Genomic DNA, 14,046 nt, shown 5'->3' on the forward strand with positions numbered 1-14,046 from the left:
AACGTGCCAGTCTCGTGGCCGAACGCGGACACACCGCGGCCCCCGCAGCCGGTCGGCATGCGAGGGCCGGATCGACGATCAGGAGTGCATCAGCACCAAGGCCGGGTCGACCGTCGCCAGCTCGATGCGACCGGCGTCGACCGCGCCGTACGCGCCGATCGGGCCGCTGCTGCGGCGGCCGTTGCGATTGGTCCAGAAGCCCCAGCCGGCCGGTGCGTCAGGCCAGGCCGGGTCAGGCTCCCAGCCCATCGGCGGACGCCAGCTGTCACTCGGTGGTTCAGGCCAGTCGGGTGGAGCGTTGAACTTGTGCACGAGCGTCCCTCCGGATTCCCCAGCGATCCGCTGATTCGCGAACTGCCTGATAGATCAACGAGCTGGCGCGCCGAATGTCACGGCTAAATCTTCGTAAAGTTTCATCCGGCACACGGCCACCTATCTCACCACCACAACCCCACCCCGGCAACCGTTCTCTCACCAGCCGGACTGCACGTGCAGCCTCACCAGCATTAGCTGCCCCCTCCACAACCAACCCCAGGTTGTCCACAGCAACCGTCCACCTATCCACAACCAAACGCTGTTATCCACAGCCGTTTCTGTGGACACAGCGCGGCCTTCGCAGGCGACTCCAGGCCGGTGGTGGATTGAACGTTGCCATGGTGAGTTCCCCCTCGGGGTTACATCCGGTCACCGTGACGTTGCGTTACAGCTCGAAGAGAATGAGCTCGAGCGAGGTCCGGCGGATCAAGCGGCGATGGTCTCGCTGAGCCGGGACGGAAGCGTGCCGGCGGCAACCGCCTGGTCGAACGCGGCGAGCTGGGTACACGCGAGCGCGACCGCTTCGGCCTGGGTACGGCAACCGTCGGCGTACCAGTAGGGATCGTCCGGCTGACGATCATCCGCGTCGTCGATGTCGGCGTACCAGCAGTCGTGCCGGTACTGCACGACCCGCACCTTGAGCTTCATGTGCGGTGAGACGCCATACCTCATCCAGAGGTTCCTTTCGACCCAGATCGAAAGGGTGCTGTGCCAGGAACCGGAGGTTCTACGGTCGGCGTCGGAACCTCCGACAGCACGACAACTCACGAAAGGCTTTCAGCTATGGGCAGCTGGGGACAGAACCGCAAGCAACGGCGTCTGGAGCAAGAGGTCAACACGGCGGTCGAGCGCGTCGAGCAGGCCAAGGAGGGCCAGCGGGACGCTCAGCGGCTGCGCGGCATGCCTGGATCGAAGCAGGCCGTCAAGACCGCGGCGAGCAACATCCACTCAGCTCAGAAGGCCGCCAAGAAGGCGCAGCGCAAGCTCGACAAGCACGAGCGGGGCTGAACGAGGGCGGGCCCGTTCGATCCTCGTTTCAAGGGTTTACAACGATGGCAAACAGCCAGTAGAACCGAGGTTGAGACTGGTCCGCCCCCAGGTTTCGAGAGGTGCCCCATGAGCTTCTTCCGCCCCGTCCTCGCCACCCTGCTCGCCGTGCTCCTGACCGGCTCGGTCGGAGCGAACGCTCCCGCCGTCGAGAGGAACACGGTGTCGTCGCAGACCTTCCGGAATCCGGTGAATCCGTCCGCGGATCCGTCGATGATGTTCTACAACGGCAAGTACTACGTCGCGACCACACGCGGCGACCGGATCGGGATCTGGGCGTCGGCCAGTCTTGCCACGCTGCTCGTGCAGCCGGAGCAGGTGGTGTGGCGGGACTCGGACACCTCGCGCAACACGCAGATGTGGGCGCCGGCGTTCCGTCACGTCGGCGGGCGTTGGTACATCTACTACACGGCCTCGGACGGCGTCGACGCGAACCACCGGATGTATGTCCTCGAGTCGGCCGGCGACGATCCGCTCGGCCCGTACTCCTTCAAGGCGAAGATCGCGGACTTCGGTGAGTACGCGATCGACGGCGAGCCGATCACGGTCAACGGTCAGCAGTACTTCGTCTGGACCGGCCCCGGCCGCGGTCAGGGCGGACCGGCGCAGCTGTACATCGTCCGGATGAGCAATCCCTGGACCGCCACCGGCGGCCGCGTCGCGATCCCCGCGGACGGCGGTTGCTCGGAGGTCCGCGAAGGACCCACACCGCTGTACGGCGCGACCCGTACGTTCCTGACCTACTCGACGTGCGACACCGGCAAGCCGGACTACCAGCTGTGGATGAAGAGCATCGCGAACGGCGCCGACCCGATGGTCGCGTCGAACTGGGTCCAGCACGCCGGCCCGATCTTCTCCCGCAACGATGAGACCGGCGTCTGGGGTCCGGGCCACCACTCGTTCTTCAAGTCGCCCGACGGCACCGAGGACTGGATCGCGTACCACGGCAAGAACACCAGCACGTACACGTATTCATTCCGTACGACGCGGGTCCAGAAGATCACCTGGAACGCCGACGGCACCCCGAACCTCGGCCGACCGCTCGCCGCCGGCGCGACGCAGAACCTGCCGTCGGGCGACCCCGGCTCGTCGAACTACTGGATCAACGACACCGACAGCACAGTGGTGTACGCCGGGAACTGGAGCTCAGGATCCGGCTGCGGCAACCAGTGCTTCTGGGGCAACGACCACTGGAGCGGCGAGACCAACGCGACCGCCACGATCCACTTCACCGGCACGCGGGCTGCACTGCTCAGCGTCGCCGACACCCGCAACGGGATCGCCGCGATCTCCGTCGACGGCGGCCCCGAGCAGCGCATCGACTACTACAGCTCAATCCGCGTCGGCGAGCAGCTGATGTACATCAGCCCGGCACTCGCCGCCGGTGCCCACACCTTGAAGGTGCGAGTCACCGGCGACAAGAACCCGGCGTCCACCAGCACGGTCATCAGCCTGGACCGCATCGAGGTCTACTAGACGGATCAGGTACGGCGTACCGCGAGCCCGTCGACCTGGTAGATCTGGCCGGACGTCCGCGTGGTCAGCAGGACGGACCCGGTCAGGAAGGTCGCCGGCACCGGCAGCGGGATGATCGCCTGGTACTCGGTGGTGGCCTTGTACAGGTTCACCGCGCCGACGTACTTGCCGTTGTAGTAGACGTTGAGTCCGCCGCAGGTGACGCACTTCGTCGCGATGAGGAACAGTCGCTTGGCCTGGACGCTGCGCGAGACGGAGATGCCCTTCGCGGTGGTCGCGGTCGCGGTGCCCAGGTAGTACGCGCGGTTGGAGGCACGGACCCAGCCCTTGGCGGCGCCCATCAGGCGATCGTCCGAGGGCCGCGAGAAGCACTTGTCGGCGGTCCAGCCCGAGAGGTTGCCGGCGACGTCGCGTGCCCGGACGGAGACGCAGTACTCGTAGCCCGCCGCAAGACCGATCGCCACCGACGCGGCCGTCGTACCGGACTTGACCGTGGCGTAGGCGCCGAAGTTCCCCGCTGTCGGCGCAATCCGCCACCTGACGTCGTACGACGCGACGCCGTTGGCATCCGAGCTGGCATAGGTCACATTCGCCGTCGCGGCCTTGGTGACGTCGAACGTCGGCCCAGTCACCTTGACGGTTGGCGCGGTGGTGTCGACCGTCAGCCAGCGAACGGCCTCGGTTCCGCGTCCGCCGTCCTCGACACCCTGGATGCGCAGTACGTGCTGGCCCGCTGCGACGCCGGTCCGCTGGAAGGGCGATGCCGGGCACGGCGCGGTCTTCACACCGTCGAATTCGCAGGTCACGTAAGGATTGACCAGTCCGGTCGTGTCGAAGGGCAGCGACAGGTTCGGCCCCACAACAGCTGGGGTCGGCTTGATCGTGAGCCGCGGACCTTGCCAGACGGCCGATTCGACCGTCTCCCCGGCCGGCGGCACGAACAGCTCCCCGTTCACGTACGGCCGTCCGTCATTGACCGGTATCTGCTGGAGCGTGCTGCTCCCGGTGTCGGTCCGGCGGGCGACGAGCAGGAGGTTGAACTTGGCCCAGCTGATCGAGTCTCCGCTCGTGCCGTACGAGGGCGCCGGTACGGGAGAGCCGCCGGCCACCGGAAGCACGTTCACCGAGGTGTTCTTGAAGTAGGCGATCCACAGACCGTCCGGTGACGCAACCGGGTGCTGGGCCAACTCGGTGCCGGTGTAAGTGGTCAGGACCGCACCGCCCACCGTTGCCCGGACTCGTTGCAGCCTTCCCGTCACCTGATCCTTGACGATCAGGGTCTGGTTGTCGGGCAGCCATGACGGCGCGGCGAGGTTGCAGCCGACCCGGACCGGCGTACCGCCGGTCGCGCCGATGATCTCGACACAGGACGTTCCGCTCTGTTCGCGTTCGAAGGCGATCTTGGTGCCGTCCGGTGACCAGGACTTCGCCGTGATCCCGCTCGAACCGTCCAGGATCTTCACCGGCTGGGCGTGCGGGACGACCGCGGAGACCGTCCACAGGCTCGCCTGCCCCTGCGAGAAGACGACCTGCCGTCCGTCGGCCGACGCCGCGATGGCCTTGTCGACCTGCTGCGTCGGGCCGGAGGTGGCGAGCGGAATCACCTGGGTCGCGCCCTGGACGGCGATCTGGCCGAGGAACGTGCGGCTGACACCGTCGGTCGTCACGGTGTGCGCGACGGTGATGGCATCGGTCGGCGCGGCGGACGGTGTGCCTGGCACGGTGTCGGCCGGGCCCGGGGTGCTGGCCGGTCCCTCGCCGTCGGCGTCCACCGCGGCCACGGAGTACGTCGCACCCGGGATCCGCTCGGTGTCTTGCCAGTTCAGCTTGGTCGGCGGCACCGGGTACGTGGACTCGGTCCCGTTCACGTTGCGGTGGACGACGAAGCCGGTGAGGCCGGTTCCGACGTCGGCCGGCAGGCTCCAGGCCAGGTCGATACCGGTGAACGTGCCCTTCACCCGCACACCGGCCGGCACCGAGGGAACGGCCGCAGCCTGCTCACCCGATGCCATCGCCGGTGCTGCCACGGTCAGAATCAGCGCCGACAGCGCCATCGGCACGGCCGAACGCAGAAGAACGTTACGCAAAGGAACCCCCAGAGTCAGAAACGGGCGAACCAATGCGCACCCGCTGATCTATCGAGCCAGACGCCCCCGCGTTACAGGAGGTCAACCCTTCAGGCCGGAGGCGAAGCCGCGGATTACGTAGCGCTGGAGGATCAGGAACAGGAGCAGGATGGGGAGGGCGGCGAGGATCAAGCCGGCGGCGACCAGGCCGTAGTTCGACGTGTATTGGTTGACGAAAGCGAACACCCGCACCGGGACGGTCTCGTGGCCGGAGCCGCCCAGGTAGAGCAACGGCGTGAAGAAGTCGTTCCAGATCTGTACAGCGTTCAGGATCAGGACTGTTCCGGTGATCGGCCGGAGCAGCGGGAAGATCACGTGCGCGAAGGCTTGCAGATGCGACGCCCCGTCGATCAGCGCGGCGTTCGTGTAGTCCGCCGGGAGCGACCGGATGAAGCCCGTGTAGAGGAAGACCGTGAACGGCAGCTGGATCCCTGTGTAGAAGATGATCATGCCCTGGTACGTCCCGAGCAGGCCGAGATTGTCGACGAGTTGGTACAGCGGGATCATCCCCAGCTGGAACGGCAGGATGATGCCGACCAGGAACAGGATGTAGAGGCTGTAACTCAGGCGCGTCGCCGTACGAGCCAGGAAGTACGCCGCCAGCGAGCCGAACGCTATCAGCAGCACGACACTGACCACGGTGATCACCGTGCTGTTCAGCAACGCCGAGCTCAGGTCGGCCGACCGCCACGCCTCGCCGAAGCTCCCCACGCTCGGAGGGGACGGCAGCGACAACGGCCGGTTCGCGATCTGCTGGGGATCCTTGAACGCCAGCGTCACCAGCACGTACACCGGGAACAGGAATCCGATCGCGACCGCGATCATCACCAGCTCCAGCAGGAACGTGCGAGGGCGATACTTCATGCCGCCGTCTCCCTCGACCTCAAGTACCCGATCTGCAGGAACGACACGGCCGCGACGAAGATCGCCAGTACCAGCGCGACCGCGGTGCTGTAGCCGAACTTCCCGAACACGAATGCCTGCTTGTACAACACCGTCGACAGCGTGTCCGTCGCGTACCCGGGCCCGCCGTTCGTCATCGCGATGATCTGCGTGAACAGCGTCAGCCCGCCCACCGTCGACAGCATCACGTTGATCGTCACGGCCGGCGCGAGCAGCGGCCAGGTGATGTGCCGGAAGCGGGCCACCGTGCCGGCGCCGTCGACCATCGCGGACTCGTGCAGCTCGGCCGGCACGCCTTCGAGCCCGGCCAGGAAGATCACCATCGAGTACCCGGCACACTGCCAGATCACCGTGAACGCGACCGACCACAACGCCAGCGACGGGTTCCCCAGCCAGTCCTGCCGCAATCCACCGAGCCCGACCGCTCCCAGCGCCGCGTTCAGCCCCGCGTCCGGCGCCGGGTTGTAGACGAACTTCCACAGGAACGACACCATCACCGGACTCACCACGACCGGCGCGAAGAACACCAGCCGCAACGCCATCCGGCTCTTGATCCCGGTGTGTACGCCGAGTGCCAGCAACAGCCCGATCCCGTTCTGCACAACGACGATCGCGACCGTCAGCAGCAACGTGTTACGCAACGCCCCCAGCGCCTGGCTGTCGTGCGCCAACTGTTTGAAGTTGTCGATCCCGACGAACGTCTTGGCATTCCCAATCCCGGACCAGTCCGTGAACGCCGACCCCGCCCCCGCGATGCTCGGATACAGCACCACCACGGCGTACACCACAATCGCCGGGATCGCGAACCACCAAGGCGGGGCAATACGTACCCTCATGCTTTCTTCCGGTAGGCCTCGTCCATTTTTTTCAGGGCGGCGTCGACGGTTGTCTTGCCGCCGAGGAGTTCCTGGACGACGGCGAAGTGGGTCGGTTGTACTTCGGCGTTCGGCCAGCGCTGGTCCATGAACGGGACCGCCTTGTTCGCCTTCAGCGCGGGCAGGAACAGCGTCAGCGCCGGGTCCACCTTCGCATCGCCGTACAGCGGGACGCAGGAGACGGCCTCGGCCCAGGTGTTCAGGTTCTCCTGCTGGCCGCAGTAGTCGAGGAACGACTTGGCCTGATCCGACTTCTTGCTCTTCGCGCTGACCGCGATACCGACTACGACGCCGGCGGGAATCCAGTTGTCAGCGGCAACATCCGTGGCCGGGAACGGGAACATCGACAGGTCGTCCGGCGTCTGCGACGCGGCCCGGAACGCCGACAGCACCGCGGAGACCTGGACCGCCATCGCAGCCTTGCCGGTGGCAACCATCGAGGTCGCCTGCTCGTACGTCGTACCGTTCGGGTTGTCGTTGAAGAAACCCTTCTTCTGCAGCTCGAGGTACTTGTTCATCGCGTCGACCCAGCCGGAGTCCGCGAACGAGGCCTGCCCGGCGAGCATCTTGTCGTCGAAGTCGGGCGTCTTGGCGTAGACCGTGCCCGGGACCAGCGCGTACGGGATCAGCTGGGTGATCCACGGCGTCTGCGCGCCCAGCGCGATCGGGACGATGCCCTTCGCCTTGAGCTTCTCGCAGACCGAGAGCAGCTCCGACCAGGTGGTCGGCGGCTCGACGCCCGCGGTCGCGAACGCCTTCTTGTTGTAGATCGCGCCGAGCATGCTCGAGCCGGGCGAGAAGATGTACGTCTTGCCGTCGCTCTGGAACGCGCCCTTGAAGCCGTCAGGGATCTTCTGCGTCCAGGACTGGCTGCTGAGGTCGGCGAGCAGTCCGGCCTTGGCCAGCTGGGCCATCGACATCGCGCTGCCGTTACCGGGGTACACGACGTGTACGTCGGGTGCATTGCCGCCGCCGAGCTGAGTCCGCAGCGCGGTTTGCACCTGGTCGGCCGGCGCGAACGAGAGGTTGAAGTCGAAGCCGGAGTGCGACGACTTGTACGCGTCGAGCACCTTCCGCAGACCGGCTTCCTGGTCGCCGACGCCGATCACCTTGAGCGTGCCGCCGGACGAGGACGAGCCGCTGCCGCCTCCGCCGCAGGCCGCCAGGGTGCCGACCGCGGCGGCGGCGACGGAGGCACCGCCGATCAGCTGCAGGAGCCGCCGTCGGCTGACGGACTGGTCGAGTGCCATGGGTCCTCCTGAGCGCCGGAGATACCGGCGAAGAGTGTGAAGTAACCGCAGGATCGTGTTACTTTCGTCACCGGGACGCTACGTACGGCCCGGGAGGGTGTCAAGTCCTCGTTGAAAGGATTCAGTCAGGAGCGGTCCGAAAAGGTCTCCACCGCGGTTTTGGGCTCGTGCCCGCCTCTCCTGAGAAGATGGCGCCGTGCCCGTGACCGCCTCCCCGCATCCGGCCGGTACGCCGTACGTCGTACTGCTGCCCGGCGGTCCCGCCATGTCCACGCGCTCGACCCGCGGACCGGTGCAAGCGTGAGACGAGTCCTCCTGGCCGGCCTTCTGCTGCTGGCTCTGGCGCTCGGCGTCGGCGGTGGCTACTACACCGGCGACCGCCTGGACACCCCACAACCGACCGCTTCCGGCACAGCCGGACCCCTGGGCACCGTGTCGGAATCCCCGGCACCGACTCCCACTGAGCCTTCCCTGCCGGTCAAGACCCCGATCCCGAGCAACCTCGAGCCACTCCAGCCAGGCCTCGACTACACCCGCCGTTCCTTCACCGTCACTCCACAGGACGAGCCGTCCGTACAGCTCTCGATCGAGATCCCTCAGGGCTGGAAGCAGACACGCGACCCGAAGCGGCCGCAAGAGGTGAAGTACCTGGACGACCAGAAGGAGCGAGGGGTCCGGATCGAGGCGGTCGAGCCCGTCGACACGACTCCCGCGGCAGCGATGGCCCAGCTCATCGTCGACCTCAAGAAGAGCCAGGCGCCGGAGAACGACGTACGGATCGTCAGCGACACCACCGGCAAGATCAACGGCGAGGACGGCGATCCCCGCCCGGTCGCGACGCTGATCTACACCTATATCCCGGGCCAGACGCTCCGCTACGTGATCGTGCGCTGGATCGCGATCGACGGCCAACTGACGAACGTCGAGATGAGCATCACCGGCATCCCTGAGGACGCCGCCGCCCTGGACGAGGTTCTGCAGCGGACCTCGGCGTCGGTTCATCAGGTCGGCTGAGCGCTTTCACAGAATTGTTACCTCGAGGCATGCAACCTGAGACTGTACTCAGGTGTCTTCTGTTGAGTAGGGAACTGGGGAAGGTGGGGGCGTGAAGAGGACGATGTCGCGGCGCGCGCTGCTCGGCGCCGGTCTGCTCACGCTGGCCGGGGTCGGTGGCGCGGGCGGGTACGGCGTCGGTCTGTTCCTCACCGAAGAGCCAAGCCTGGCCGGTACTGCGGCGCCGCTGCCGATGGCAGCCACCTCGGAGCCAGGTACGACGCCGACCACACCGGCCCCGCCGCCGAAGCAGATCGTCCCCGACGACACGAAGGCGCTGGACAAGGACGACCTGGAGTACAGGATCCGTGAATTCACCGCGACCAGCGTCGTGCGGTCGGATGTCCGCCTGAAGGTGCCGAGGGACTGGAGTTTCACCCAGCCTGACCCGCCGAAGATCGGACGCTACACCGACCCGACCTCCAAGCGCTGGATCCGGATCGAGGCCGGGTTCACCATCCGCCGGCCACCCGCCGAGTCGATGGCCCAGAGGCTCACGGACCTCGCCACGGTGCCGGCCGCTCAGATGCTCTCGATCAAATCCAGCACCGTGGACCCGGAGACCAAGGAAGCCACGCTGGTCTACACCTACGTGCCGGAGAACTCGCTCCGCTACGTGATCATCCGGTGGGTCGCCAACCACGAGGGTTTGTGCACCTTCGAGATCGCGGTCACCGGCCTGCCCCAGGACCGGGAAGCCATGGAAGACATCCTGGACCACGCGGCCAACTCGGCGACCCGGGACGACTCGCCGCTACGCCCCTCCTAGCCTGCCAACAGTCCGGCGAGGGCTTTTTGGCCGGTGGGGGTCAGGTCGACGGCTCGTTGGTTCGGGCGGCGGTGGAGCCAGTTCCGGGTCAGGAGGCTGTCTACGACGGATGCGCCCAGTTGGCCGGACAGGTGATGGCGTTGTTCGCTCCAGTCGACGCAGAACCTCAGGAGTTGGCGGCGGGACGGCTGGTCGTCCAGGTCGACGCCCAGTTCGCCGAATACCTCGGTGGCGTTGGGGCCCAACGCATACGGCCCATCCGGGAGTTGTGCGGCCAGTGGGTCGTCCGGACGACGCTCAGCGCCGACGCCGCCGTCGGTGCGGGTCAGGGCCTCCCGGCGTACCAAACCGTCGAGCAGGGCGACGCCGAGGCGACCGGCCAGGTGGTCGTAGCAGGTGCGGGCTTCGCGGAGTGCTGCAGCGCGGGTGCTCTGACGGAGCGACTTGATCGGTTGGGGTTTCGCGATGCGGGCCAGGGCTTCTACGGCCGCGGCCACCTCCGGTCCGGAGAGCTTGTAGTACCTGTGTCTCCCGGACTGCTCGACCGCGACCAGACCGCCGTCCAGCAGTTTGCGCAGGTGACCGCTGACGGTCTGCGGAGACACACCGGCCTCTGAAGCCAGCAAGGAGGCAGGCAGCGCGCGGCCGTCCGCCAGCGCCATCAGGACCTTCGCCCGCGCAGGCTCGGCCATCAGGCCGGCGGCGCGAGCCACATCGGCATCTCCGCTCATGGCTTCCATGCTCACACCGTCATACTTCGGCGCAACCCGAAGTGTTTCGGTGGAAACGTGGGAACCATGCTTCTCGCGTTGCTCTGTGTCGGAATCTTCCTCGTCCAGCTCGACGTGACGGTGGTCAACGTCGCGCTGCCGACGATCCGGACCGGCCTCGACACCAGCGCAGCCGGGCAGCAGTGGGTAGTCAGCGGCTACATGATCGCGCTGGCCGGGCTACTGCTGGTCTGTGGAGCACTGGGCGACCGCATAGGCCACCGCCGTACTGTCCTTGCCGGCCTGACGGTCTTCGGCTGCGCGTCCCTGGTGTGCGGCATCGCGCCGAACATCGAGCTCCTGGTCGCAGCGCGCGCACTTCAGGGCATCGGTGCCGCTCTGCTCCTACCGGGCACGCTGGCCGTCATCACCGATCAGTACGTCGACAGCGCCGCGAGGGCCCGAGCAGTTGGGATCTGGGCCGGCGCGGGCGCACTCGCGTTGGTCGCCGGGCCAATCCTCGGCGGCGTACTGGTCAGCGGATTCGGCTGGCGGGCGGTGTTCCTGATCAATCTGCCGATCATCGCGTTGGTGCTGCCAATGGCTTGGCGGATGGTGCCGCGACGCCGTACCGCTCGACACGAGGCTAACGTCCGGCTGCGCATCGGTCCGGCGTTCGTCGGCGCCAACGTGGTCTCCGGCCTGATGAATCTGGTTGGCCTAGGCACGCTGCTCGCTCTGACCCTTTATCTACAAGAGCATCTGGACCAATCCGCACTTCGTTCCGGTCTGGAGTTGCTGCCCGTTCTGCTGCCGCTGGCAGTCCTCGGCCCGGTGGCAGGCCGCATCACCGCTCGGTACGGTTCTCGGCTCCCGATGTCGATCGGCCTTGCTCTCGGGGCGATCGGCTCGTTCTGCCTGCTCGTCGTACACCCGGACAGCCGTTACGGCGCAGTCATTCCCGTCGAGGTGTGCCTGGGCATAGGCATGGGTCTACTGACCGCCGCGGTAGTGCACGCGGCCATCGCAGCGCTGCCCGCGGATCGCGCGGGACTGGCCAGTGGCGTCAACAACACGGCACGGCAGGCCGTCGGCGCAGCGGGCGTAGCGCTCTACAGTGCGGTTCTGAGCCACTCCGCGACCTTCACCGCAGGTCTCCACACCCTTGCCTGGGTGGGCGGCATCCTGTGGGTGGTTGCGCTCGGCATCACCTGGCTCACAATCGATTAGTCGACCGGCCAGATGGTGCGGAAGATCGTGGAACGCAGCCGATAGAACGTACGACGGGCAGACTGCATCAGCGCCGGCGACGGCCGCAGCCGTTCGGACGGAAAACGCATGGGGGACTTCCTCAGCGCTAGTACTTCACCGAATCGGCGATCTCGGCAGCCCGGGCGGCATCTGGCGTGATCACCTGGACGAGCAGCGAGCCGCCGTCCCCGCGATCGACGACCCGTTCGAACAGGACCATATCCGCCCCGGCGCATCCACTGGAAATCCGGTCCGTGGTCGGCCGGTCATTGAACGTGCCCGGATAAGTCGGACCGGGTTTGCAGCCGAGCGCCTTGTTGTCCGGCAGGGCAAGCTTCGAGCCCGCGACGCCGATGAACACTCCCGGCGTCATCGCCGACCAGTCCGCGTCCCGGCTCACCCGGAACGCGGGCGTCCGGGCCTTGCTGCCCGGCGCAAGCCAGTCGGTCTGAGCCATCGACCTCGCCCAGGACCGCGGCACTGTCACCTGGAACGGTCCCTGCGAGACGACGATCGCCTTGCGACTGGACAGGTACCACTGTCCGGCGTACCCGGCGCCGCCACCGACCACCAGCGCGAGCAGAGCCGCGACGATCCACCGGCCGCGTTTCCGCTTCCGCCTGGGCTCCGGCTCGACCTTCTCTGTGACTTCTTCCGGTACGGCGGGTGCGTCAACCGCGACGGTCTCTGCGTCGACCGACGGCTCGGCGAGCTTCACGACCGTCGGCTGGTTCTCGTCGCTCAGCGCGGTCTTCGCACCCAGGTGATCCGTGTCTACGGCAACCACTTCGCGGATCGACAGCGGGAAGTCGTGCGTGGTCTCGTCGAGCCCGCCCACGAGTTCCCGCGTGAACGACTGAACGTCCGGCCAGCGCTTCTCCCGGTCCGGATCCAGCGCACGGACGATCGCGGCGTCGACCTGCTCCGGCAGTTCGAACCCGAGCGAGCTCGGCGGCGGCGCCACCTCGACCCGGCTCGCTGCGCCGAGCCCGTCGACCTGGTGCGGGGACCGCCCGGTCAGAGCGGCGTACGCGACGGCACCCAGCGAGTACTGGTCGGCGCGCTGGTCCAACCGCTCCCCCAGCGCCTGCTCAGGAGCGACGTACGACGGGGTGCCGCCGGGCATCGTGATCCTCGACACCTCGTCGAGCGACTTCCCCAGACCGAGGTCGGACAGGACCGCCCGCTCGCCGTCGTCCGTACTGCGGAACAGAACGTTGGCCGGTTTCACGTCGCGGTGCAGCAGACCGCGCCGGTGCAGGGCCTGCAGGCCGCGGCCGACCTGGACCACCACGTCCACGGCCTCGGCCAGCGGAAGGGGCTTCTCCTTCAACCGGTCGGCCAGCGTGCCCCGGTCGGCGTACGTCAGCACCAGAAAAGGGCGGCCGTCCTCCAGTTCGCCGACATCGTGCACCTGGACGACGTGCTCGGACTCGACCCGGCGCAGGAACCGGCCCTCCTCGAGGAACCGGTGCCGGACCGAATCGTCATGTCCCCAGTTGTCCGCGAGCACCTTGATCGCCACTTCGGCATCCAGTTGCTCATCGTGAGCAAGCCATACCGTAGCGAAACCGCCTGAGCCCAGGCGTCGGCGCACGACGTAACGCCCGAGTCTGGTTGGGACCCCCATACAGGGCATTATGGAGTACTGGAGTGTCCCGTGCCGGGGCCGATCGAGAGCAAAGGCGCAGATGAGCGAGAGCACCAGCCCGACCGACGACCTCGCAACCCTCGCGGAGCAGGCGCAGGCGGGTGACAAGAACGCGATGGACGACCTGTTGCGGCAGGTCTACCCCCGCGTCCTGCGGATCTGCCGCAGCGTCCTGCCGTACTCCGCCGACGCGGAGGACGCGGCCCAGGAAGCGCTGCTGAACATCGCCACCAAGATCAACACGTACTCCGGCCGCAGCAGCTTCTCCACCTGGGTCCACTCCGTCGCGGCCAACTCGGCCCGTTCGACGTACCGCAAGCTGAAGCGCAGCGCGCAGGCCGCGCACAACCCGGAGCAGATGGAGAAGCCGGACCCGCGGACCACCAGCGTGATCGCCGGCACCCGCCTGGACCTCCTGGAGGCACTCGAGACCCTGGAGCGCGACCGTCCCCAGATGGTCACGCCGCTGGTGCTCCGCGACGTCTACGGACTGTCCTACGAGGAGATCGCCGCCGAGGTCGGCGCACCGCTGGGCACGGTCAAGTCCCGCATCCACGACGCCCGTGAGGTCGTCCGCCCGCTGCTGCGTCCCAAGGACTGACCTAGCCCGGGCATACCCT

At 67.1% G+C, this 14,046-nt stretch carries 14 protein-coding genes; 6 read left to right on the plus strand and 8 right to left on the minus strand.

The features are described 5' to 3' along the window. Positions 1-78: 78 nt before the first annotated feature. Both AB0J62_RS25540 and AB0J62_RS25545 read right to left on the minus strand, forming a co-directional pair. On the minus strand, positions 79-249 hold the full coding sequence (locus AB0J62_RS25540; RefSeq protein ID WP_363875998.1) for a hypothetical protein: 171 nt from the start codon (positions 247-249) through the stop codon (positions 79-81). Between the two features lie 492 nt (positions 250-741). After that, positions 742-987 carry a hypothetical protein gene (locus tag AB0J62_RS25545; protein ID WP_363876001.1) on the minus strand — a complete coding sequence of 82 codons (246 nt, stop codon included), beginning with the start codon at positions 985-987 and terminating at the stop codon, positions 742-744. A 111-nt stretch (positions 988-1,098) separates the two neighbouring features. On the opposite strand from AB0J62_RS25545, the gene AB0J62_RS25550 reads away from it, so the two are divergent. Together AB0J62_RS25550 and AB0J62_RS25555 are read left to right on the plus strand one after the other, a co-directional pair. Continuing rightward, positions 1,099-1,323, plus strand: a complete 225-nt coding sequence (locus tag AB0J62_RS25550; RefSeq protein WP_363876004.1) for a hypothetical protein — start codon at positions 1,099-1,101, stop codon at positions 1,321-1,323. Positions 1,324-1,431: 108 nt separating this feature from the next. After that, entirely contained in the window at positions 1,432-2,838 is a 1,407-nt protein-coding gene (locus tag AB0J62_RS25555) for a glycoside hydrolase family 43 protein (RefSeq protein WP_363876007.1), read from the plus strand. 5 nt (positions 2,839-2,843) lie between these two features. Here the strand turns inward: AB0J62_RS25555 and AB0J62_RS25560 are convergent, their stop codons facing one another. The 4 genes from AB0J62_RS25560 to AB0J62_RS25575 form a co-directional block, all read right to left on the minus strand. Continuing rightward, positions 2,844-4,925, minus strand: a complete 2,082-nt coding sequence (locus tag AB0J62_RS25560) for a hypothetical protein (RefSeq protein ID WP_363876010.1) — start codon at positions 4,923-4,925, stop codon at positions 2,844-2,846. An 81-nt stretch (positions 4,926-5,006) separates the two neighbouring features. Continuing rightward, complete coding sequence (locus tag AB0J62_RS25565) at positions 5,007-5,828, minus strand: carbohydrate ABC transporter permease (protein ID WP_363876013.1); 822 nt, start codon at positions 5,826-5,828, stop codon at positions 5,007-5,009. Next, on the minus strand, positions 5,825-6,703 hold the full coding sequence (locus tag AB0J62_RS25570; protein ID WP_363876016.1) for a sugar ABC transporter permease: 879 nt from the start codon (positions 6,701-6,703) through the stop codon (positions 5,825-5,827). Before AB0J62_RS25570 ends, AB0J62_RS25565 begins: the two co-directional genes overlap by 4 nt. Next, a complete protein-coding gene (locus AB0J62_RS25575; RefSeq protein ID WP_363876019.1) occupies positions 6,700-7,992 on the minus strand; it encodes an extracellular solute-binding protein in 1,293 nt (430 codons plus the stop codon). The genes AB0J62_RS25570 and AB0J62_RS25575 overlap by 4 nt, the downstream gene beginning before the upstream one ends. A gap of 300 nt (positions 7,993-8,292) precedes the next feature. Between AB0J62_RS25575 and AB0J62_RS25580 the strand changes: the two genes are divergently transcribed. Beyond that, positions 8,293-9,006, plus strand: a complete 714-nt coding sequence (locus tag AB0J62_RS25580) for a hypothetical protein (RefSeq protein ID WP_363876022.1) — start codon at positions 8,293-8,295, stop codon at positions 9,004-9,006. A 91-nt stretch (positions 9,007-9,097) separates the two neighbouring features. Then, positions 9,098-9,814, plus strand: a complete 717-nt coding sequence (locus tag AB0J62_RS25585) for a hypothetical protein (RefSeq protein ID WP_363876025.1) — start codon at positions 9,098-9,100, stop codon at positions 9,812-9,814. On the opposite strand, the gene AB0J62_RS25590 is transcribed toward AB0J62_RS25585, so the two are convergent. Next, on the minus strand, positions 9,811-10,545 hold the full coding sequence (locus AB0J62_RS25590; RefSeq protein WP_363876028.1) for a winged helix-turn-helix domain-containing protein: 735 nt from the start codon (positions 10,543-10,545) through the stop codon (positions 9,811-9,813). The genes AB0J62_RS25585 and AB0J62_RS25590 overlap by 4 nt on opposite strands. Positions 10,546-10,611: 66 nt before the next feature. Here AB0J62_RS25590 and AB0J62_RS25595 point away from each other — a divergent pair, with 66 nt between their 5' ends. After that, positions 10,612-11,754 (plus strand): MFS transporter, encoded by a 1,143-nt coding sequence (locus AB0J62_RS25595; RefSeq protein WP_363877013.1) that lies wholly within the window; start codon positions 10,612-10,614, stop codon positions 11,752-11,754. Positions 11,755-11,881: 127 nt separating this feature from the next. Here AB0J62_RS25595 and AB0J62_RS25600 read toward each other — a convergent pair whose 3' ends face one another. Continuing rightward, entirely contained in the window at positions 11,882-13,414 is a 1,533-nt protein-coding gene (locus AB0J62_RS25600; protein ID WP_363876032.1) for a serine/threonine-protein kinase, read from the minus strand. A 52-nt stretch (positions 13,415-13,466) separates the two neighbouring features. On the opposite strand from AB0J62_RS25600, the gene AB0J62_RS25605 reads away from it, so the two are divergent. Further along, the gene (locus AB0J62_RS25605; RefSeq protein ID WP_134110310.1) at positions 13,467-14,027 is read left to right on the plus strand and encodes a sigma-70 family RNA polymerase sigma factor; all 561 of its coding nucleotides are present in this window, start codon (positions 13,467-13,469) and stop codon (positions 14,025-14,027) included. Positions 14,028-14,046 lie beyond the last annotated feature (19 nt).

Source organism: Kribbella sp. NPDC049584 (genome assembly GCF_040675555.1).
GTDB lineage: Bacteria > Actinomycetota > Actinomycetes > Propionibacteriales > Kribbellaceae > Kribbella.

Bases quoted from the DNA above. Each gene is read 5' to 3' on its own strand.
- AB0J62_RS25540 (WP_363875998.1), bottom strand. From the start codon at position 249: ATGGGCTGGGAGCCTGACCCGGCCTGGCCTGACGCACCGGCCGGCTGG.
- AB0J62_RS25570 (WP_363876016.1), bottom strand. From the start codon at position 6,703: ATGAGGGTACGTATTGCCCCGCCTTGGTGGTTCGCGATCCCGGCGATT.
- AB0J62_RS25575 (WP_363876019.1), bottom strand. From the start codon at position 7,992: ATGGCACTCGACCAGTCCGTCAGCCGACGGCGGCTCCTGCAGCTGATC.
- AB0J62_RS25595 (WP_363877013.1), top strand. From the start codon at position 10,612: ATGCTTCTCGCGTTGCTCTGTGTCGGAATCTTCCTCGTCCAGCTCGAC.
- AB0J62_RS25590 (WP_363876028.1), bottom strand. From the start codon at position 10,545: ATGAGCGGAGATGCCGATGTGGCTCGCGCCGCCGGCCTGATGGCCGAG.
- AB0J62_RS25555 (WP_363876007.1), top strand. From the start codon at position 1,432: ATGAGCTTCTTCCGCCCCGTCCTCGCCACCCTGCTCGCCGTGCTCCTG.
- AB0J62_RS25565 (WP_363876013.1), bottom strand. From the start codon at position 5,828: ATGAAGTATCGCCCTCGCACGTTCCTGCTGGAGCTGGTGATGATCGCG.
- AB0J62_RS25600 (WP_363876032.1), bottom strand. From the start codon at position 13,414: ATGCCCTGTATGGGGGTCCCAACCAGACTCGGGCGTTACGTCGTGCGC.
- AB0J62_RS25550 (WP_363876004.1), top strand. From the start codon at position 1,099: ATGGGCAGCTGGGGACAGAACCGCAAGCAACGGCGTCTGGAGCAAGAG.
- AB0J62_RS25545 (WP_363876001.1), bottom strand. From the start codon at position 987: ATGAGGTATGGCGTCTCACCGCACATGAAGCTCAAGGTGCGGGTCGTG.
- AB0J62_RS25605 (WP_134110310.1), top strand. From the start codon at position 13,467: ATGAGCGAGAGCACCAGCCCGACCGACGACCTCGCAACCCTCGCGGAG.